The following is a 20,427-nucleotide window of genomic DNA, read 5'->3' on the forward strand; positions in this document are numbered from 1 at the left end:
GACGGTTTCGTTTTTTCCCCGCTTGAATCTCGATGAAGTGCGCCGGTCAGGCGCGCGGCTCAGTCGCGACCAGGTCGAATGGGCCGCGCCGCGACAGCCGCTGCCCATCCCGCGCGTAACCATGGCGCGCATAAAAGCGATGCGCATCGGCGCGGTGGTCGCCGCTCGTCACCTCGGTCTTCACGCAGCCGGCGGCCTCGAACCAGGCCGCGGCGGCGGCCATCAGCGCGCCACCGATGCCGCGCGAGCGCCGGCCCTGGTCGACCACCAGGCTCGTGATGCGGCCCAGTCGCCCCTCGGCATGAAACAGCGGCAGGGCGTGCAGGCTGATGCAGCCGGCGATCTCGCTGCCGACCGCCGCCACCAGCACCGTGTCGGCCGCGCTGCCGGCCAGCGCCTCGAGCCGGCCCTGGACCTGGGCCGGCCCGGCCTCGTAACCGAGCTGGCGCAGCAGCGCCGAGACGGCCGGCGCATCGGCCGGCCGCGCCGCGCGGATCGCCACCGCCGGCGCGCCGCTCATTCGCCCGCGTCGGCGTCGATCGAGAGCTCGGCCGCCACCGCCGCGATCCGCGCCCGATGCACCGCCTCGCGGATTCCTTCCGGATTGCCGCGCAGCCCGGCCGCCACCTGGCCGGCATCCACCGAGCGCGCGGCCAGCAGCGCGCGCCGCAGGCGCTCGGCCTGCGGATAGGGCTGCGCCTCCAGCCCGAGCCGCCCGCGCGCATCCGATTCGCAGGCCTGCAGCATCTCGGCGAAGCGGCCGGGCTTGCGCAGCGCGTCGGCGCGTTCCAGGAAGCGCACCAGCGCGGCCGCGCCCATCTTCATCACCTGGTGCAGGTTGCCGTGCTCGCGCGCCACCAGCAGGGCCAGGTCGCGGCATTCGTTCGGCACGCGCAGGCGCTCGCTCAAGGGCTTGAGCAGATCGACGCTGCGGCCTTCATGGCCGATATGGCGCGGCAGCACGTGCTCGGGCGTGGTGGCCTTGCCGAGATCGTGGGTCAGCGCGGCGAAGCGCACCGGCAGCGTGTAGCCGTGCCGCGCCGCGTAGTCGACCACCATCATCACGTGCACGCCGGTATCCACCTCGGGGTGGTAGTCGGCGCGCTGCGGCACGCCGAACAGCGCGTCGACCTCGGGCAGGATGCGCGCCAGCGCCCCGCATTCGCGCAGCACCTCGAACATCCGCGAGGGTTTCGCCTCCATCAGCCCGCGCGAGAGCTCCTGCCAGACCCGCTCGGGCACCAGCGCGTCGACCTCGCCGGCCGTCACCATCTCGCGCATCAGCGCGAGCGTCTCGGGCGCGACCGTGAAATCGGCGAAACGGGCCGCGAAGCGCGCGATCCGCAGGATCCGCACCGGATCCTCGACGAAGGCCGGGCCGACGTGGCGAAAGCGCTTCGCGGCCAGGTCGGCGCGGCCGTCGAACGGATCCACCACCGGGCCGACCAGGCTGCCGTCGGGGCTCAACTCGCGCGCCATCGCGTTGATGCTCAGGTCGCGGCGCGCCAGGTCCTCCTCGAGCGTGACGTCGGGCGCGAAATAGAACTGGAAGCCGTGATAACCGGCCGCGGTCTTGCGCTCGGTGCGCGCCAGCGCGTATTCCTCGTGGGTGCGCGGATGCAGGAACACCGGGAAATCCTTGCCGACCGGGCGATAGCCCTGGGCCGCCAACTGCTCGGGCGTCGCGCCGACCACCACGTAGTCGCGATCCTGGACCGGCACGCCGAGCAGTTCGTCGCGAATCGCGCCGCCGACTGCGTAGATCTTCATGACCTCACCTCCTTGCCGCGGCGCGCGGCGCCGGGCCGCCGCCGCATTCCCTGGTCCATCGTCGCTCAGTGATCGAACACGCGCGTCTCGTGACGCGCCTCGTCGGCCCAGGCCGCCACCGCCGGCACCGCGAGCATGCGCGCCACATAAGCCGCCGCGACCTCGGATAGCGGCGGCGCATAGGTGACGAAGCGCATCACCACCGGCGCGTACATCGCGTCGGCGATGCCGAAGGCACCGAACAGGAACGGCCCGCCCGAGGCAGCGAGGCAGTCGCGCCACAGCGCGTCGATGCGCGCCACGTCGGCCAGCGCCGCCGGCGAGGCCTCGCGGCCCGGCAGGGTGGCGCGGATATCGAGCGGCATCTCGGCGCGCAGCGCGACGAAGCCGGCATGCATCTCGGCCGACACGCTGCGCGCGCGGGCCCGCGCGGCCGGCTCGGCCGGCCACATGGCCAGCGCCGGATGACGCTCGGCCAGGGTCTCGGCGATCGCCAGCGAATCCCAGATCGCCAGGCCGTCGTCGTCGATCAGGCAGGGCACCTTGCCCGAGGGCGATACCGCGCGGATCCGCGCGCTCGTCTCGGGCGTGCGCAGCTCGATCAGCGTCTCGTCGAAGGGGATCCCGAAGTGCCGCATCAGCACCCAGGGCCGCATCGACCACGAGGAATAGCTCTTGTCGCCAATGATCAATTGCATGCTCGAACCTTGCTGCTTCATCAAAAATAAGTGAATCGGGGGCGATGCCCTGCCGCGCTCAGCGACGCGCGCGCCAGGCATCGTGGCGCGTGCCGCCGGCGCCGAGGTAGGACGGCGCCACGCTCTCGATGCTGGCCGGCCGGATCCCCAGCTCGGGCGCGAGCGGCCCGCTCGCCAGGTTGGGCACGCGCATCGAATCGAGGTTGTCGCGCGTCATCACCGGCTCGCCGGGCAGGCACTCGAACAGGCGCGCCTGCCACCGCGCCAGCGCGTCGGGCAGGCGCAGGATGCGTGCCTCGTGCCCGACCAGTACGCCGCAGTAGCGCACCAGTTGCTCGAGCGTGTAGACCTTCGGGCCGCCCAGCTCGTAGGTCTTGCCATACGCCTCGCGCAGCCCGCTGACGCGGCTCAGCGCCTGCGCGACGTCGCCGACGTAGATCGGCTGGAATTGCGCGTCGGGCATCGCCAGCGGCAGCACCGGCAAGCTGCGCTGCAGCCGCGCGAAGGTGCTCAGGAACGCGTCGCCGGGGCCGAACACCACCGAGGGCCGCAGCACCGTGACCGCCAGCGCGCCGCCGGAAGCGGCCGCCGCCGCATGCAGCGCGGCCTCGCCGTCGCCCTTGGAACGCTGGTACATGCTGGGCCCGCGCGAATCGGCACCGAGCGCGCTGACCTGCACCAGTTGCGGGACGCCGGCCTCGGCGCAGGCCGCCGCCAGCGCCGCCGGCAGCGCCACGTGGGCCTGCCGGAAACCTTCGCCGTAAGGCTTGCCGTGGCCGCCGTGCAGGACGCCGACCAGGTTGACGGCCACCTGCGCGCCGGCCACGAAGCGCGCCAGGCTGCGGGTATCGAAGCTGTCCAGCTCGACGATCTCGACCGGCAGCGTGGCGAGATGGCGGGCATGCTCGCGGCGCCGCGCGGCGATCCGCACCGGGCGGCCGTCGCGAACCAGGTTCGCGACCAGGCGGGCACCGATGAAGCCGGTACCGCCGATCAGGGCGAGGGGCGGGCGATCCATGGGCGAGCCTCCGTCAGCTGTCGACTGCGCGCCGCGACGATCGGGCTGCTGCCTGCCCTGCCTCGACCGCGCGCGGGAAACAAATCGCGGGCCGCGATCCCGCCGCGGCCCGCGCGAAAGGTAAGGCCCGGCTCGACCCGGCAGGTGGCCCGGGCCGGCCCCGGCTCCCGGCTCAGGGCGAGACGAAACCGAGCCGCGCCTTCAGCGACTGCGGCTTGCCCTCGAACAGCGCCGCGTAATAGGTGGTGTTCGACAGCACGTTCTTCACGTAGTCGCGCGTCTCGTTGAAGGGGATGGTCTCGGCGAAGATCGCGCCCTCGACCGGCTGGGTCAGCACCTGCCGCCACTGGCGCGGGCGTCCCGGCCCGGCGTTGTAGCCGGCCGTGGCCAGCACCGCCGAATCGTCGAACTTCTGGTAGATGTCGGACAGGTACCAGGTGCCGAGCTGGATATTGGTGTCGATGTCGTGCATCTGCGCGCGCGAGAGACCGCCCATGCCGAGCTTCTTGGCCACCAGTTGCGCGGTGGCCGGCATCAGCTGCATCAGGCCGCCGGCGCCCGCCGAGGAACGCGCGCTGGTGATGAAGCGCGATTCCTGTCGGATCAGGCCATAGGCCCACTCGATATCGAGCCCGCTGGTGGCCGCGTAGCGCTCCACGATCGGCCGATACGGCGAGGGATAGCGCAGCGTGAAGTCGTGCATCGCGGTGGTGCGATCGGCCGTGTTGACGGTGCGGTCGAGCATGTCGATGCGCTTGGCGTATTCGGCCGCGGCCAGCAGTTGGCGATCGGTCATGCCGCGCAGCGGCCAGTTCCATTCGCGATTGCCTTCCAGGCGCAGGTTCAGCGCGTAGAACCGGCGCGCCAGCGCGAAGCCTGGCACCTGGCTCATCGCGTCGACCTCGGCGTCGCTGACGGTGGTGCGCGGCGGGATCACGGTCTTCTGGCCCAGTTCCTCGGCAGACAGTTGGCCGTAGAAGTCGAAACGGCCCGCCACCTGCTCGAAGTCGCGGTTCGCACCGCCGGCATCGCCGGCCTGCTTCAGCGCGCGGCCATGCCAGTAGAGCCAGGCCGGCTGGGCGCGCAGCTCGTCGGGCATCTGGTCGATGGCCCAGCGCACCGAGGGCCAGTCGCCGGCCAGCAGCGCGGCGCGCACGCGCCATTCGTAGCCGGGCACCGACAGGGGCGCGCCGCCGGACTGCTTGTAGTACTGCAGCGCCATCGGCGAGCGCTTGAGCGCCGCCTGCATGCCGATCTCGCCCCAGGCGATCGCCTGCTCCGACTTGGAGAGCTGGGTGAGCGTGCCCATCATGCCGGCCGCCTGGTCGGGATCGTTGCGCGCCATGCGCGTGATCGCGATCAGCGCCAGCTGGCGCGAGACGGCATCGCTGCCGACGCCGCGCGCGAGGAACAGCGGCGGTGCGCCGGCGGCCTGGTCGAAGCCGGCCGGGCGCGGGCCGAGCACGTCGACGATCTTGCCGGCGGTGGTGGTGTAGTTCTGCTCGAAGGCCAGGCGCGCCTGGGTCCAGACGTCGTCGGACGAGAACTGCTGGTTGACCGCCAGCGCCGAGATCAGGTCGACGCAGGCATCGCCGTAGTTCTTCGGCTCGACCAGCAGGTGGCGCGCCATGTCGGCGACGTTCTCGCCGCGCGAGGCGCGCGACTCGAGCGAGTAGCACTTCACCTGGGTGTCGTCGTCGAGCACGAAGCGCTTGTACTGCTCGTCGAAGCCGCGCCAGTCATGACGCGCGCCCAGCACCAGCAGGTAGTCGTTGCGCATGCGGTCGGCGATCGCCTGGCCGTCGTAGCGCTGCAGGAAGGACAGCACCGGCGCGTCGGGCGCGTCGATGCGAGCCTTGCCCGAGCTGTCGAACAACTGCGGCTTGATCTGGAAATACTCGAGATAGGACGGCGCCGGATAATTCGGGATCATCGCGGCGAGCTGCGCGGCGCGGGCCGGGTTGTTGGCGCGCGCGGCCTCGCGTAGCTGGACGAAGACCTGATCGTCGTTCGACGTGACGTCGTCGACGGGTTGAGCGGCACACGCGGCGGCGCCCGCGGCCAGTACGACCGCCGACAGCGTCATGGCGGCCGCGCGATATACTCGGACGAGGCTGGTTGACATCGTTTTTCATGGAGCACGAAGTGAGCGAAAGCATAGCACGCCCCCCCGTCGCCAATCGCAAGCAGGCGCTGCGCGAAACGCTCGCGCCGCTGCGTCGCGCGGCGAGCGGCGAGGCGGCCGCGAATGCCGCGCTGGCGCGCCGGATCCTCGATCTGCTCGGCAAGCATCCGCTGCTCACGGTGGGCTTCTACTGGCCGCTGCCGGGCGAATTCGACGCACGCGCCACGGTCGCCGAATGGCTCGCCGACGACCATCGCCGCCGCGCCGCGCTGCCGGTGATCGCCGAGCCCCATACGCCGCTGTCGTTTCGGCGCTGGACCCCGGACGCGCCGATGCGCACCGGCCATCACCGCATCCCCGAGCCGGCCGAGGGTGAGGCGCTGGTGCCGGACCTGCTGCTGATCCCCTGCGTCGGCTTCGACAAGCAGGGCTTCCGGCTCGGCTACGGCGGCGGTTACTACGACCGCACGCTGGCGGCCTGGCCGAACGAGGCGCTGCCGGTGACGATCGGCGTGGCCTACGAAGTGTCGGCGCTCGACGCGCTGCCGCGCGAATCGCACGACCGCCCGCTCGACTGGATCCTCACCGAGCGCCACGCCTATCGCTCGGGCGCGGCCGGCTGAGCCGCCCGCCATTCTCCCTTCCTTCTTGCCCGCCTACAGCGAAGCGGCCGCGCGCGCGGCCGTGTCGTAGAGCCCCGAGGCATTGCGCAGCAGTTGCGCGGCCTCGCCGATCTGCCGGTTGGTCAGCCCGCTCTCCTTGAGCGTCTCGATCAGGCAGCGCTCGCGCACCTCGCGGTACTGCTCGCAGAGCGCGCGCCCGGCCGGCGTCACCGAGAACAGCACCTCCTTGCCCGACTTCTCGCCGCACACGTAGCCGCGCGCGGCGAGCTTCTTCAGCGCGTAGGTGGCAACGTGCGTATCCTCGATATTCAGGACGAAACAGATGTCGGCGAGCTTCTTCTTGCGGTCGCGATGGCCCACGTGGTGCAGCAGCGAGACCTCGATCGCGGTCATGTCCTTGGCGCCGGCCGCGTCCATGCAGCGGACCATCCAGCGATTGAACGCATTGCTCGCCATGATCAGCCCGTATTCGAGTTCGGACAGCTCGACGCTGGTCTCGGAGACGAGATGTTCGGACGAAACGATCTGGGCGGGCGAGCGGGGCGCTTTGTCTGGCACGGCGGGAACCATCGAGGGCGGGGAATGGCCGCAGTGTACGCCAGATGCGCGCGATTACCGCCGTAACACGCCCTCCTTATCGATAATTTATCGATAAATTATTGATGATGTATCATCCGCAGCAATCGATGCCCGTGAGCCGCCCATGACCGCTCCCCGTCTCTACCCGCTAGGCGATACCGCTCTCGTCTGCGAAGCGCCGCCGCCCGCCACGCTGGACTGCCAGCGCCGGATCTGGGCGGTCGCGGCGCTCGCGCGCGGCTGGCCGCAGGTGCTCGACGTGGTGCCGGGCATGAACAATCTCACGGTGGTGTTCGATCCGTTCGAGACCTCGGCGGCGGCGCTGCTGCCGCGGCTCGAGGCCGCCTGGCGCGAGGCCGATCCCGATGCCGCGCCGGGCCGCGAGGTCGAGATCCCGGTGATCTACGGCGGCGAGGCCGGCCCCGATCTCGCGGCGGTCGCCGCGCATACCGGACTGGCCGCGCGCGAGGTGGTCGAACGCCACGCGGCCGGCAGCTACATCGTGTTCTTCCTCGGTTTCCAGCCCGGCTTCGCCTATCTCGGCGGCCTCGAGGCGGCCCTGCACACGCCGCGTCGCACCGCGCCGCGCCTGGAGGTGGCGGCCGGCTCGGTCGGCATCGGCGGCGCGCAGACCGGCATCTACCCGGCCAGCGCACCCGGCGGCTGGCAACTGATCGGCCGCACCGCCCTGCCCCTGTTCGATCCCGCGCAGACGCCGCCCACCCTGCTGCAGCCGGGCGACCGCGTACGCTTCACGGTGCGGGAGGTGCAGGCATCATGAGCCAGGGCTCCGCTTCCGCCGGCATCGAGGTGCTGCGCGCCGGGCCGCTGTCGACGGTGCAGGACACCGGCCGGCGCGGTTTTCGTCACCTGGGCGTGGCGCTGGGCGGCGCGCTCGACACGCTGGCGCTCGAGGTCGGCAACCGGCTGGTCGGCAACCGCCCCGCGGCGGCCGCCATCGAGATCACGCTCGGCCCCGCCAGCTTCCGCTTCCCGCGCGCCACGCGCATCGCGATCACCGGCACCGGCTTCGGCGCCATGCTCGACGGCCGGCGCGTGCATGCCTGGTGGAGCCTGCCGGTGGCGGCCGGGCAGACCCTCGCGCTGCAGGTCGCACAGCACGGCATGCGCGGTTATCTGTGCGTGGCGGGCGGCATCGACGTGCTGCCGGTGCTCGGCTCGCGCAGCACCGACCTGGGCTCGCGCTTCGGCGGCCTGGGCGGGCGCGCGCTGCGCGACGGCGACCGCCTGCCGGTCGGCCAGCCCGGTGCCGCCACACCCGCCTGTCTCGCGCCCGAGGCGCAGGAATTCGGCGTCAAGGCGCCGGCCTGGTGCGCCTCGCTGATGCCGAGCGAGGCGCTGCCGCGCCGCCCGCATACGCATGCATCCTGGCCCACCCTGGTGCGGGTGCTGGCCGGCCCGCAATACGGCGGCTTCGCGAGCGCCTCGCAGCAGGCGCTGTGGAACGAGGAATGGCGCGTCACGCCCAACAGCAACCGGATGGGCTACCGCCTGGCGGGGCCGGCCCTGCTGCGCGAGGCGCGCGAGGAACTGCTCTCGCACGCGGTGCTGCCGGGCACCATCCAGGTTCCGCCGAACGGCCAGCCGATCGTGCTGATGCACGACGCCCAGACCACCGGCGGTTATCCGCAGATCGGCACGGTGATCCGCGCCGATCTCTGGAAGCTCGCCCAGGCGCGCCTGAACCTGCCGATCCGCTTCGTGCCGACCACCGCCGAGGCCGCGCGCGAGGCGCTCGCGGCCGAGCGCGCCTACCTGCGCCAGATCGACGTGGCGATCGCGCTGCGCGACGAGGCGCACCAGCGGCAGCGCCGGGCGCTGGCGGCCGGCACCCGGGCCGCCTGACGGCTCCCCTCACCCCTCATGACGAGAACATCATGGAAATCGATCTGAATGCCGATCTCGGCGAGGGCTGCGGCTCCGACGAGGCGCTCCTGGACCTCGTCACGTCGGCGAATATCGCGTGCGGCTGGCACGCGGGCGGCGCGCAGGCGATGCGCGACTGCGTGCGCTGGTCGGTCGAGAAGAATGTCTCGATCGGCGCGCACCCGAGCTTCCACGACCCGGAGAACTTCGGGCGCAAGGAGATGGACCTGCCGGCGAGCGAGATCTACGCCGGCGTCCTCTATCAACTGGGTGCGCTATCTGCGATCGCACAAGCCGAGGGCGGGCGCATCGCCCACGTCAAGCCGCATGGCGCGCTCTACAACCAGGCCGCGCGCGACCCGCGCATCGCCGACGCGGTGGTGGCGGCGATCCACGACTTCGACCCGTCGGTGGCCGTGTTCGGCCTGGCCGGCAGCGGCTTCGTGGGCGCCGCGCGGCGCCTGGGCCTGGCCGCCGTGGAGGAGGTGTTCGCCGATCGCGGCTACCGCGCCGACGGCTCGCTGGTGCCGCGCAGCGAGGCCGGCGCGATGGTGGAGGACGAGGACGAGATGCTGGCGCGCACGCTGGAGATGGTGCGCGGGCGGCGCGTGCGGGCGGTGACCGGCGAGTGGGTGCCGCTCAATGCGCAGACGGTCTGCCTGCACGGCGACGGCCCGCATGCGCTAGCCTTCGCGCGGCGTATCCGCAATGCGCTGGAGCACGCGGGCGTGACGCTGACGGCGCCGGGCGCGGCGCATGCCTGAATGGCGCACGACCGCGGCGCGCCGGTACCGCCTGCCGGTGCGACAGGCTCGCGGCAAACGTCACTGCGAGAATCATAGTCACCAATGAAAAAAGCGCCCTCGGGCGCTTTGCTTTTTTAAATCGCGTCGAATAGCGAATTCAAATGCCATTTGAATGACGCCATTCAAAATCGTGACATTCGATAATGTCGGCATGATTTACCGACTTGGAAATTGGCTTAAAACACGTCCGCCGCCCGCCGGCTCTGACCACGGCCGGCCGGGCGGCGGAACGCCCAATTTCAACCACGCTCGAAGCGTGCCTCGTATTTCTTAGTCGTTGGCCTGGCGTACTGCCGGTGGCCTTTGCCGGCACGTCAAACACGTGCCGGCAAAGCCTTCCTCGCGCTTCTTATAGTGCTACTACCCCGTAGTGTTTTGTACTTTCCGGTGTCAATCCCGTTGTGGATTGGAGAATAGTTTTGACAATGTTTCATGTCAATCGTTAAACCGCGAAAATCGGTAAAAGTGTGGGTTTTCCCCATCATCAACCGGCGTCGACGCGAAATCCTTGCCGCTTTAACAATTCGATCACACCTTTGGGGCCGCCCAGATGTAACGCGCCGATCGCCACGAACAGCGGCCGGTTCGGGCCCGCCAGCGCGATCGCGCGCGCGGTGAAGCGGCGGTTGCGCTCGTAGACGATCTTGTTGTCGATCGCCGCGGCCAGCGGCCGCGAATGCGCGAGCCGCTCGGTCTTGGCGTTGGCCCAGGCCGATACCGCGTCGGCGTCGCCGATGCGCCACAGCCGGTGCAGGGCCTTGATGTCGTCGGCGTTCTGCGCCGGCGTCTGGGTGATGTCCTGGGCCAGCATCTCCCGCTGCTCGGCCAGCGTCAGCCCGGTGAAGGCGCGCATCTGCTCGGCCAGCGTCTCCAGACCGACCACGCGCGCGCCCTTCTTCTTCAGGAACACGTTCTGCAGCTGCGCCTCGGTGCCGTATTCGGTCTGCAGCCCGGCCGACAGCGAGTCGTAGGTCTCCACCACCAGCGCGGCCAGCCAGGGCCGCATCCGGCGGATCCCGTCGAGTGCCGCAGGATTGCCGCGCAGCCGGCCGGCGAGGCGCTGCCACAGCGGCTCGGGCAACAGCTTCGGCAGGCAGGGGTAACGGCAACTGCCGTATTTCGAGACATCGTCGGCGGACTCGAGCAGGTCGTCCGGCGACAGCTCCAGCGCGAGCACCGGCGAGGCGGCCAGCGCAGCCAGGATGGGCCGGCGGAACGGCTGGGCGGGCGGATAGTCGGCCGGATCGCCGACATGCAGGGTGCCGAGCAGGTAAATGGTGGTCTTGCCCTTGCTGGCCACGTAGAAGGGCATGCGCGCCGGCTGGGCGCGCACCGCGCCGCTGGAGACGGTCGGATCGGGCGGCGGCGAATGGAAACCGGGCAGCGACAGGCTGGGCGGCATGCGCGCGCCGTTGAGCGGCGCGTGCACGGCGCCGCCCTGCGCCAGCGCCTCGCCGGCCGGCCAGGCCAGCCCGGCCAGCAGGCAGGCGCCGGCCAGCATCGCGCCGGCCACCGCCCGTGCGCGCCGATGCGAGGCACGCCGCCGCATCCGCGCGCCGCGCGCGCCACCCGCCTGCGAACGGCGCGCGGCCTGTCCCGCGCCACGCGCCCCCGCCGCCCTGGCTTCAGGCATTCCCGTCACCGACCTCCTCGGCACGATGGCAGGCTACCTGCCGCCCATCGACCTCCCTCAGCGCGGGCACCTCGGCGCGGCACCGCTCGATCGCGTACGGGCAGCGCTGGTGGAACGCGCAGCCCGAGGGCGGCTTGAGCGGCGAGGGCAGCTCGCCTTCCAGCTTGATCTGAATGCGCCGGTCCGACTCGAAGATCGCCGGCGTGGCCGACATCAGCGCGCGCGTGTAGGGATGGCGCGGCCGCGCGTAGAGCGTGGCCTTGTCGCCGAGCTCGGCCACCGCGCCGAAGTACATCACCATCACGTCGTCGGCCACGTGCTCGACCACCGACAGGTTGTGCGAGATGAACACGTAGCTGGTGCCGAACTGCTGCTGCAGGTCCATGAACAGGTTCAGGATCTGCGCCTGGATCGAGACGTCGAGCGCCGAGACGGGTTCGTCGGCCACCACGATCTGCGGATCGAGGATCATCGCCCGCGCGATCGCCACGCGCTGGCGCTGGCCGCCCGAGAACATGTGCGGATAGCGCTTGGCGTGCTCGGGCCGCAGGCCGACGGTGCGCATGATCTGCGCGATGCGCCCGGCGCGCTCGCCCGCCGCCAGTTTCGTGTTGATCGCGAGCGGCTCGCCCAGCGTCTGCTCGACGGTCTTGCGCGGGTTGAGCGAGGCGAACGGGTTCTGGAACACCATCTGCACGCGCCGGCGCAGCGCGGCGATGGTCTCGCCGCTGGCGCCCGCCACGTCCTCGCCGTCGATGCGCAGATGGCCGGCGGTGGGCGTCTCGATCATGGTGAGCTGGCGCGCCAGGGTGGACTTGCCGCAGCCCGACTCGCCCACCACCGCCAGCGTGCGGCCGCGCGCGAGCGTGAAGGACACGCCGTTGAGGGCCTTGACGGTGGCCTGGCCGAACATGCCGCGGCGCACCGAATAGTGTTTCGCGAGCCCGTCGGCGACGAGCACCGCGTCATCGCGGCCGACGGCGCGCGGTTCAGCGTGGACTGCATTCATCGTGCGCCTCCCGACGGATCGATCGCTTGGAGATTCAGGGGCTTGATACAGCGCGCGCGCATCGCGGCATCGCCGGGCACCAGCTCGGCCAGCGCCGGGCGCGCCGCGTGGCAGGCCTCGACCACGTACTTGCAGCGCGGCGCGAACAGGCAGCCCGAGGGGCGGTCGTCGCGCCCCGGCACCATGCCGGGCAGCGCGGCCAGCCGTTCGGCGCCGGCGTTGTGCTCGGGGATCGCCGCGAGCAGCGCCTCAGTATACGGGTGATGCGGCGCGGCGAAGATGTCGGGCACGCGGTTGGTCTCGATGACCTCGCCGGCGTACATCACGGCCACCCGCTGGGCCACCTCGGAGACCACCGCCAGGTCGTGCGAGATCAGCACCAGGGCCATGCCGCGCTCCTTCTGCAGCGACACCAGCAGGTCCATGATCTGGGCCTGGATGGTCACGTCGAGCGCGGTGGTCGGCTCGTCGGCGATCAGCAGCTTGGGATTGCAGGCCACCGCCATGGCGATCATCACGCGCTGGTTCATGCCGCCCGACATCTGGTGCGGGAAGGTGTCGATGCGGTTCTTCGCGTCGGGAATGCCGACCTGGTCGAGCAGCTCGAGCGCGCGCCTCTTCAACGCATCGCCGCGCAGCCCCTCGTGCAGCTTCAGCACCTCGCGGATCTGGTAGCCGACCGTGTAGCTTGGGTTCAGGCTCGACAGCGCGTCCTGGAACACCATCGCGATGTCCTTGCCGATGATGCGCCGGCGCTGGCGCGGGCTGGCCTTGAGCAGGTCGATGCCGTCGAAGCTGACCTCGTCGGCGGTGACGATGCCGGGCGCGTCGACCAGGCCCATCAGGGCCATCATGGTCACGCTCTTGCCCGAGCCCGATTCGCCCACCACGCCCACCACCTCGCCGGGCGCGACCGACAGGTTGATGCGGTCCACCGCGGGCAGGCCGTTGAAGTTGACGGCCAGATTGCGGATGGTCAATAGATCGTTCATGTTCAGGCCATCCGTTTCAGTTTCGGGTCGAGCGCGTCGCGCAGGCCATCGCCGAGCAGGTTGATGGCCAGCACCGAGATCAGGATCGCCAGGCCCGGCATGGTGACGATCCACCAGGCGTTGTCGATGTAGTCGCGCGCCGAGGCCAGCATCGCGCCCCACTCGGCCGCGGGCGGCTGCACGCCGAGGCCCAGGAAACCGAGCGCGGCCGCGTCGAGGATCGCCGAGGAGAAGCCCAGGGTGGCCTGCACGATCAGCGGCGCGGTGCAGTTCGGCAGCACCTGCGAGAACATCAGGCGCAGCGTGCCGGCGCCGGCCACGCGCGAGGCCGTGACGTATTCCTTCTGCAGCTCGCCGAGCGCCGAGGCGCGCGTGAGGCGCACGTAGCCGGGCAGCGCCACGATCGCGATCGCGAACATGGTGTTGGTCAGGCCCGGGCCGATGATGGCCACCACCGCCACCGCCAGCAGCAGCGAGGGCAGCGCCAGCAGCACGTCCATCACGCGCATCACGGGCGTGTCGGCCCAGCGCTGGAAGAACGCCGCCACCAGGCCCAGCACCACGCCGGGGATCAGCGCCAGCACCACCGACACCAGGCCGATCCAGAACGACAGGCGCGCGCCGTACATCAGGCGCGAGAGGATGTCGCGGCCGGCCTCGTCGGTGCCGAGCACGAAGCGCCAGTTGCCGCCGTCGAGCCAGGCGGGCGGGATCTTGACGAAGTCGCGGTATTGCTCGATCGGGCTGTGCGGCGCGATCAGCGGTGCGAAGATCGCCACCAGCACCAGCAGCAGCACGATCAGGCCGGCGCCCACCGCGCCGCGGTTGCGGGCGAAGTGATGCCAGAATTCTTGCAGCGCGAGGAGGCGGCCGCCGGCGGCGACCGACGGCAGCGCGTCGGGGAGTTCGCTCATCGAATCACCTCGTATGGCGGATGCGGGGGTTGAGCACGCCGTAGAGCAGATCGACGACGAGATTGACGATGATCACCAGGGTGGCGATCAGCAGGATGCCGCCCTGCACCACCGGGTAGTCGCGGCGGCTGATCGCGTCGATCAGCCACTTGCCCACGCCCGGCCACGAGAACAGCGTCTCGGTGAGCACCGCGCCGGCCAGCAGGGTGCCGATCTGCAGCCCGATCACGGTGACCACCGGGATCAGCGCGTTGCGCAGCGCATGCACCACCACCACGCGCGCCGGCGACAGGCCCTTGGCACGCGCGGTGCGGATGTAGTCCTCGCGCAGCACCTCGAGCATCGAGGAGCGCGTCATGCGCGCGATCACCGCCAGCGGGATGGTGCCCAGCACGATCGAGGGCAGGATCAGGTGGCTCACCGCCGAGCGGAACGAGCCCTCGTCGGGCGCGAGCAGCGCGTCGATCAGCATGAAGCCGGTCACGTGCGGGATGTCGTATTCGACCGCGATGCGGCCCGACACCGGCGTCCAGCCCAGGGTCGAGGAGAACACCATGATGAGGATCAGGCCCCACCAGAAGATCGGCATCGAATAGCCGGTCAGGGCGGTGCCCATCACGCCGTGGTCGACCACCGTGCCGCGCCGCAGCGCGGCGAACACGCCGGCGGGCAGGCCCACCAGCAGCGCGAACAGCAGCGCGCAGATCGACAGCTCGACGGTGGCGGGAAAGCGCGCCATGAACTCGCCCATCACGCTGGTATTGGTGATGATCGACAGGCCCAGGTCGCCATGCAGCGCCCGGCCGAGATAGTGGAGATACTGGGCCGGCAGGGGCTGGTCGAGGCCGAGCCGGTGCATCGCCTCGGCGTGCATCGCCGGGTCGACACCGCGCTCGCCCATCATCACTTCGATGGGATCGCCCGGTATCAGGTGGATCAGCGCGAACGCAAGGATGGTGATGCCGATGAAGGTCGGGATCACCATGCCGATGCGGCGCAACACAAATCGCAACATGGCGGGTCTCGGAAAATCGTGGGGATGAAATGCGACCGGCGACGGGGGGCAGGCCCCCCGTCGCCGGGTCAATTATCGTGCAGTCGGTCCAACGTCGCGATGCCGGGCGCTGCTTACTTCACGCCGACGCCGTCGAAGCGGATGTAGCCGAGCGGCTCGATGCGCTGGTCGACCACGTTCTTGGTGGTCGGCTGGTAGACCGTCGAGTTCGCGATCGGCGAATACGGCACCTGCTGCGCGAAGATCTGCTGCGCCTGCATGTAGATCTTGGTGCGCGCCTCCTGGCCGCTGGTCACGCGGCCCTTCTGGATCAGCGCCTCGAAGGACTTGTCGCACCAGCGCGAGAAGTTGTTGCCGTTCATCGCGGTGCAGCCGAGCAGGGTGCCGAGCCAGTTGTCCGGATCGCCGTTGTCGCCGGTCCAGCCGATCAGCATGGCGTCCTGCTCGCCCGAGTGGGCGCGCTTGATGTACTCGCCCCATTCGTAGCTGACGATGTTCGCCTTCACGCCGATCTTGGCCCAGTCGGCCTGGATCATCTCGGCCATCAGCTTCGCGTTCGGGTTGTAGGCGCGCTGCACCGGCATCGCCCACAGCGTGATCTCGAAGCCGTTCGGGAAGCCGGCCTTGGCCAGCAGCGCCTTGGCCTTGGCGGTGTCGTAGGCCGGCATCTTCAGGTTCTTGTCGAACGACCACTGGGTCGGCGGCATCGGCGCGTCGGCGGCCTGGCCGGCCCCCTGGTAGACCGACTCGATGATCGCCTTCTTGTTGATCGCCATGTCGAGCGCCTGGCGCACCGCCAGGTTGTCGAGCGGCTTGTGCTGCACGTTGTAGGCCAGGTAGCCGAGGTTGAAGCCCGGCTGCGAGGGCATGTCGAGGTTCGCGTCGGCCTTGAGCGTGGCGATGTCGGCCGGGCGCGGATAGCTCATCACCTGGCACTCGTTGCGCTTGATCTTCTGCACGCGCACGCCGGCGTCCGGCGTGATCGAGAAGATCAGCTTCGAGATCTTCACGTCACCCTTCTTCCAGTAATCCGGGTTGCCGTCGAAGCGGATCGTGGCGTCCTTGGTATAGCTGCGGAACACGAAGGGGCCGGTGCCGATCGGCTTCTGGTTGATGTCGGGCGCCTTGCCGGCCTTGAGCAGCTGGTCGGCGTACTCGGCCGACAGGATCGAGGCGAATTCCATCGCCATGTTCTGGATGAACGGCGCGTTCGGCTCGGACAGCGTGAAGCGCACCGTGTACGGATCGACCTTCTCGATCTTGGTGATCAGCTTGTCCAGGCCCATGTCGGTGAAGTACGGGAAGCTCACCGGGTAGGCCTTGCGGAACGGCTGGTTGGTGTCGAGCATGCGCTCGAAGGTGAACACCACGTCGTCGGCATTGAATTCGCGCGTCGGCTTGAAGTAGTCGGTGGTCTGGAACTTCACGCCATGACGCAGGTGGAAGGTGTAGGTCTTGCCGTCCGGCGAGACGTCCCACGATTCCGCGAGGCCCGGTTCGACCTTGGTGCCGCCGCGCACGAACTCGACCAGGCGGTTGTAGACGGTAAAGGTCGCTGCCGAGAAATCGACACCCGTGGTGTACTGGGCCGAATCGAAGCCGGCCGGGCTGCCTTCCGAGCAATAGACGAGCGTCTTGTTCGGGATCTGCGCGTGCGCGGCACTCGTGATGCCCAGCGCTGCCGCTGCGACGCCCGCCATCGCGGCGCGCAACAGACGATCTGATTTCATTGTGATATCTCCAGGTCTCGTGCCGGCTGGCGCCGGCGTGCGGCCGATCTTACTTGAGCTTTCACGCCCGGAACAAGCCGGCCGGATCAAGCGCCGGCCCAGGCTTGCGCGGCGATTTCCGGCGTGCTTGGCGGCCCGCCGCGGCGGGCGCGGCGCGATGAAGCGCCGGAAGCGGCGCTGTTCGGCGCTGTTTCGCCGGATCGCTAAACAAGCGGTGACGGATACGCCGCGCCCGCGACGCGGATCGAACCGGCACGGCGGGGGGCGGCGGCACGCGCCGCGATCGCGCCCGATCGCCGGCCGAGCCGGCCCCGCATGGGCCCGGCGCGGGCCTGGCGCGGGCTCGGGCGTGAATCCGCCGGCGCCCGGCCACGGCCGCGCCGGCCGTCGCGCGGCCCGCGCCTCAGTCCCCCGAGCCCGGCGCGCGGCGCGGCATGCAGGCCACCGCGATCACCGACAGCGCGAGCCCGGCCATCACGTAATAGGTCGGCGCAAGCGGCGTACCTGTCGCCTTGATCAGCCAGGTGACGATGAACTGCCCGAATCCGCCGAACAGCATCACCGCGACGTTGTAAGCAAGCGACAGCCCGGTGGAGCGGACCTGGGCCGGGAACAGCTCGGCGATCATCGCGCCGAACGGCCCGTAGTAGCCCGACAGGGTGATCGCCAGCAGCCCCTGCACCAGCACCAGCCGGCCCACGCTGGGCGCGGCGTCGAGCCAGAGGAACAGCGGGTAGATCAGCGCCAGGGTGGCGACCAGCGACCACAGCGAAAGCGTCTTGCGCCCGATCCGGTCCGACCAGGCGCCGGCCAGCGGCGTGAGCACCGTCAGCAGCAAGCCGCCGACGATCACCGCGTAGAACGATTCGGCATAGGGCAGCTTGAGCTGCTTGACCGCGAAGGTCGGCAGGTAGCTGATCAGCACGTAGATCGTGACGGTCAGCGCGATCACCGAGCCCAGCCCGCAGAGCACCTCGCGACCGTGCTGCGCGAACACCTCGCCGAGCGTGACGCGGCGCGCGCTGGCCTTGCTGGCCAGGAACACTTCCGAGTCGGCCAGGTGGCGACGCAGGTAATAGCCGATCGGGCCGATCAGCAGGCCCAGCAGGAACGGCACGCGCCAGCCCCAGGCATGCAGCGCCTCGCTCGACAGGCCGTGCGTGACCAGGGTGCCGACCAGCGCGCCCACCAGCAGCGCGGCCGACTGGCTCGACATCTGCCAGCTGCCGTAGAAGCCGCGCCGGCCGCGCGGCGCCGCCTCGATCAGCATCGCGGTGGCGCTGCCGAATTCGCCGCCGGCCGAGAAACCCTGCAGCAGCCGGCCGAACACGATCAAGAGCGGCGCGCCGATGCCGATCGCCGCGTAGGTGGGCGCGGCCGCGATCAGGAAGATGCCGGCCGTCATCAGCAGGATCACCAGCGACAGCGCGGCCTTGCGCCCCGCGCGATCGGCGTAGAGGCCGAGCACGATGCCGCCGATCGGCCGCATGAAGAAGGCCACGCCGAAGGTGGCGGTGGTCAGCAGCAGCGAGGCGTATTCGCTGGAACTCGGGAAGAACAGCTCGGCGATCACCACCACCATGAAGCTGAACACCGTGAAGTCGTACCACTCGAGCGCGTTGCCGATCACGGCGGCGATCACCGCGCTGCGTCCGGGGCCGGGGCCATTCACGGCCGGTTGGGTCGCCTGCTGCCTTTCGCTTGCCGAGCTCATGCGTCGCCCTCTCCCGCCTGGGGTATGCGCCATGCGCCGCATGGGCGTGGCGCGGTTGTGGTGCAGCGAGTGTAGGGGAGCGACGAAGCCGATTACAAGCGGCACAAAAAAACCCGGCGGGCGGGCTGCCTGCCGGGTTTCTGCTTCGAGGCCAGGGGCGCGCGCGGCGCCCGGCGCTCAGGCCATCTTGCTAAAGGCGCTGCACCAGCCCTTGGCGGCCACGTCCTTGCCGGGGAAGGCGACGCAGGCGGCGGAAGTCGACCCCTTCTTGCCCTGGTACATCGAGCAGGCCGCGCAATCCTGCCCGGCCGCGTATTTCGGGAACTTGCTCTTGTCGACCTTGGTGGCGTCGGCCTTGTAGCCGAGCGCAACCGCGGTCGGATCGGTCTCGGCCAGCATCGGCGCGGCGAAGGCCTCGCGCGAGGACAGCGCGAGCGCCGATACCGCGCCGACACTGGTGATCAGGAAACTGCGACGGGACGTTTTCATGGGGACGTGCTCCAGCTTCTCTTCATGGGGAATGGCCGCTCTGACGGCGGCACCGGCGAAGCATAACGCCGCCGCCGCGGATCTGCGCTGCCGAATCCCGGAGATAAGGAATCGCTGAAGCCGAGGGCGGGCGGCGAGGCGCGCGCAACGCCTGCGCGCGACTCGCCGGCCATCATGCGATGCCGATGCGACAGGCTCGCGACGCCGGCGCGCGCTCGAGGCCCGGCGTTGTGCGACAGAAAGTCGCGCAACGGCGCGGCAAAGAGGAACCGCGAAGCGGAACGGAAGCCGCCGGCCGAACCTCGCCCTTCGCTCCCGCCGCCTCGTCGATGCCGAACGCGGCCTTCGCGCTCAGAAGCCGATCGGCCGCCGCCTCGGCATGCCCTCGTCGGCGCGGATGTCGCGCGCCTCCACCGCGTCGCGCCCGTCGAGCCGCGCCGCGCCGAACGCATGCAGCAGCGCGCGGCGCATGGTGCGCGGCGGCACCGCCGCCAGCGCGCCCAGCGCGGACTCGCCGAGCATCTCGGGAAAGCGCCGGCCCCAGGCGTGTGCGCCGCGGATCTCGGCATAGATGGTCTGCGCGATGCGCCGCGCGCCGGCCTCGTCGGGCGAGGGGATCTCGTAGACGTTCATGCGGTTGAGGATCGGCTCGGGGATCGAGGACGCGTCGTTGGCCGTCGCGATCCAGATCACGTTGCCGGCATCGATCGGCACCTCGGCGAACTCGTCGACGAAGGCGCTCGCGGTGTCGTGCTCGAGCAGCGCGTAGAGCGCGCCGAGCGGGTCGTACTGGGCGTCGTTGCCGGCCTTGTCGATCTCGTCGATGGCGATCACCGGGTTCGAGTAGCTGCCGTGCACCAGCGCGTCGAATACCTTGCCCGGCTTGGCGTTCTTCCATTGCGAGGAGGCCCCCGACAGCACCCAGCCGGCGGTCAGCGAACTCATCGGCACGTAGTGGTAGGCGGTGCCGAGCATCTGCGCCAGCGCCTTGGCGAAGTGGGTCTTGCCGATGCCGGGCGCGCCCAGCAGCAGGATCGGCATCAGCTCGAGCCGGTCCTCGGTCTCCAGGCACAGCGCGATCTGCTTGCGCAGGTCCTCCAGCGGCCCCGCGAAATTCGGCAGCGCCTCGGCCAGCGCGTCGAAGGCCGGCATGCGCGTGGGCTTCACGCAAAAGCGCAGGTTGCCCGTCTTCAGCATCTTCTCGTAGGTCGCGCGCAGGGCCTCGCTGGCCCCTTCGTTGAGATCGTTCAGCGCGGTCTCGACCCGGTCGAGATCGTACACGCGGCTGAACGAGGCCACCGCCAGTTCCTGCTTCACCATCGCCGTCGTCATCACACACCTCTCGCTTGCCACGCCCGGTCGCCCCGGGCTCGCCGCCGCGCCGGCGCCGACACTAGCAGCGCCGCGCGGCATCAGACCCCACGC

The 20,427-nt window shown here is 70.1% G+C and carries 19 protein-coding genes; 4 read left to right on the top strand and 15 right to left on the bottom strand.

Going from position 1 to position 20,427, the window contains the following annotated elements; genetic code table 11:
* Positions 1-46: 46 nt before the first annotated feature.
* From BM43_RS23005 to BM43_RS23025, 5 genes are all read right to left on the bottom strand, one after another.
* Positions 47-520, bottom strand: coding sequence for a GNAT family N-acetyltransferase (locus tag BM43_RS23005; RefSeq protein ID WP_036048888.1), 474 nt, complete (start codon positions 518-520; stop codon positions 47-49).
* A complete protein-coding gene (locus BM43_RS23010; RefSeq protein WP_025101352.1) occupies positions 517-1,770 on the bottom strand; it encodes a multifunctional CCA addition/repair protein in 1,254 nt (417 codons plus the stop codon). Before BM43_RS23010 ends, BM43_RS23005 begins: the two co-directional genes overlap by 4 nt.
* A gap of 65 nt (positions 1,771-1,835) precedes the next feature.
* The gene (locus BM43_RS23015; protein ID WP_036052941.1) at positions 1,836-2,468 is read right to left on the bottom strand and encodes a glutathione S-transferase family protein; all 633 of its coding nucleotides are present in this window, start codon (positions 2,466-2,468) and stop codon (positions 1,836-1,838) included.
* A 58-nt stretch (positions 2,469-2,526) separates the two neighbouring features.
* Entirely contained in the window at positions 2,527-3,486 is a 960-nt protein-coding gene (locus tag BM43_RS23020; RefSeq protein ID WP_036048887.1) for a complex I NDUFA9 subunit family protein, read from the bottom strand.
* Between the two features lie 172 nt (positions 3,487-3,658).
* Positions 3,659-5,611 (bottom strand): lytic transglycosylase domain-containing protein, encoded by a 1,953-nt coding sequence (locus tag BM43_RS23025; protein ID WP_036048885.1) that lies wholly within the window; start codon positions 5,609-5,611, stop codon positions 3,659-3,661.
* Between the two features lie 20 nt (positions 5,612-5,631).
* Between BM43_RS23025 and BM43_RS23030 the strand changes: the two genes are divergently transcribed.
* A complete protein-coding gene (locus BM43_RS23030) occupies positions 5,632-6,234 on the top strand; it encodes a 5-formyltetrahydrofolate cyclo-ligase (protein ID WP_036052940.1) in 603 nt (200 codons plus the stop codon).
* A 33-nt stretch (positions 6,235-6,267) separates the two neighbouring features.
* Here the strand turns inward: BM43_RS23030 and BM43_RS23035 are convergent, their stop codons facing one another.
* Entirely contained in the window at positions 6,268-6,804 is a 537-nt protein-coding gene (locus BM43_RS23035) for a winged helix DNA-binding protein (RefSeq protein WP_013699660.1), read from the bottom strand.
* Positions 6,805-6,937: 133 nt separating this feature from the next.
* On the opposite strand from BM43_RS23035, the gene pxpB reads away from it, so the two are divergent.
* The 3 genes from pxpB to pxpA are packed head-to-tail and all read left to right on the top strand — an operon-like array spanning position 6,938 to position 9,464.
* Positions 6,938-7,594, top strand: a complete 657-nt coding sequence (gene pxpB / locus BM43_RS23040; RefSeq protein WP_036048883.1) for a 5-oxoprolinase subunit PxpB — start codon at positions 6,938-6,940, stop codon at positions 7,592-7,594.
* Positions 7,591-8,679 (top strand): 5-oxoprolinase subunit C family protein, encoded by a 1,089-nt coding sequence (locus BM43_RS23045; RefSeq protein WP_036048881.1) that lies wholly within the window; start codon positions 7,591-7,593, stop codon positions 8,677-8,679. The genes pxpB and BM43_RS23045 overlap by 4 nt, the downstream gene beginning before the upstream one ends.
* 32 nt (positions 8,680-8,711) lie before the next feature.
* The gene (gene pxpA / locus BM43_RS23050) at positions 8,712-9,464 is read left to right on the top strand and encodes a 5-oxoprolinase subunit PxpA (protein WP_036048879.1); all 753 of its coding nucleotides are present in this window, start codon (positions 8,712-8,714) and stop codon (positions 9,462-9,464) included.
* A gap of 526 nt (positions 9,465-9,990) precedes the next feature.
* On the opposite strand, the gene BM43_RS23055 is transcribed toward pxpA, so the two are convergent.
* The 9 genes from BM43_RS23055 to BM43_RS23095 all read right to left on the bottom strand — a co-directional run bounded on the left by BM43_RS23055 (position 9,991) and on the right by BM43_RS23095 (position 20,334).
* Positions 9,991-11,139, bottom strand: coding sequence for a TraB/GumN family protein (locus BM43_RS23055; RefSeq protein WP_036048877.1), 1,149 nt, complete (start codon positions 11,137-11,139; stop codon positions 9,991-9,993).
* Positions 11,132-12,148, bottom strand: a complete 1,017-nt coding sequence (locus BM43_RS23060; RefSeq protein ID WP_036048875.1) for a peptide ABC transporter ATP-binding protein — start codon at positions 12,146-12,148, stop codon at positions 11,132-11,134. The genes BM43_RS23055 and BM43_RS23060 overlap by 8 nt, the downstream gene beginning before the upstream one ends.
* Complete coding sequence (locus tag BM43_RS23065) at positions 12,145-13,140, bottom strand: ABC transporter ATP-binding protein (protein WP_036034753.1); 996 nt, start codon at positions 13,138-13,140, stop codon at positions 12,145-12,147. Before BM43_RS23065 ends, BM43_RS23060 begins: the two co-directional genes overlap by 4 nt.
* Positions 13,141-13,142: 2 nt before the next feature.
* The gene (locus BM43_RS23070) at positions 13,143-14,054 is read right to left on the bottom strand and encodes an ABC transporter permease subunit (RefSeq protein WP_025101342.1); all 912 of its coding nucleotides are present in this window, start codon (positions 14,052-14,054) and stop codon (positions 13,143-13,145) included.
* Between the two features lie 4 nt (positions 14,055-14,058).
* The gene (locus tag BM43_RS23075) at positions 14,059-15,069 is read right to left on the bottom strand and encodes an ABC transporter permease subunit (protein WP_013699668.1); all 1,011 of its coding nucleotides are present in this window, start codon (positions 15,067-15,069) and stop codon (positions 14,059-14,061) included.
* Positions 15,070-15,182: 113 nt separating this feature from the next.
* Positions 15,183-16,799, bottom strand: a complete 1,617-nt coding sequence (locus BM43_RS23080; protein WP_036048873.1) for an ABC transporter substrate-binding protein — start codon at positions 16,797-16,799, stop codon at positions 15,183-15,185.
* 403 nt (positions 16,800-17,202) lie between these two features.
* Positions 17,203-18,555, bottom strand: coding sequence for an MFS transporter (locus BM43_RS23085; RefSeq protein ID WP_370449046.1), 1,353 nt, complete (start codon positions 18,553-18,555; stop codon positions 17,203-17,205).
* A gap of 135 nt (positions 18,556-18,690) precedes the next feature.
* Positions 18,691-19,002: a high-potential iron-sulfur protein gene (locus BM43_RS23090; protein ID WP_036048869.1), complete on the bottom strand. Its 312-nt coding sequence runs from the start codon at positions 19,000-19,002 to the stop codon at positions 18,691-18,693.
* Positions 19,003-19,353: 351 nt separating this feature from the next.
* Positions 19,354-20,334 (bottom strand): AAA family ATPase, encoded by a 981-nt coding sequence (locus tag BM43_RS23095; protein WP_036048867.1) that lies wholly within the window; start codon positions 20,332-20,334, stop codon positions 19,354-19,356.
* Positions 20,335-20,427: the final 93 nt, after the last annotated feature.

Origin of the sequence: Burkholderia gladioli, from assembly GCF_000959725.1 — a bacterium.
GTDB lineage: Bacteria > Pseudomonadota > Gammaproteobacteria > Burkholderiales > Burkholderiaceae > Burkholderia > Burkholderia gladioli.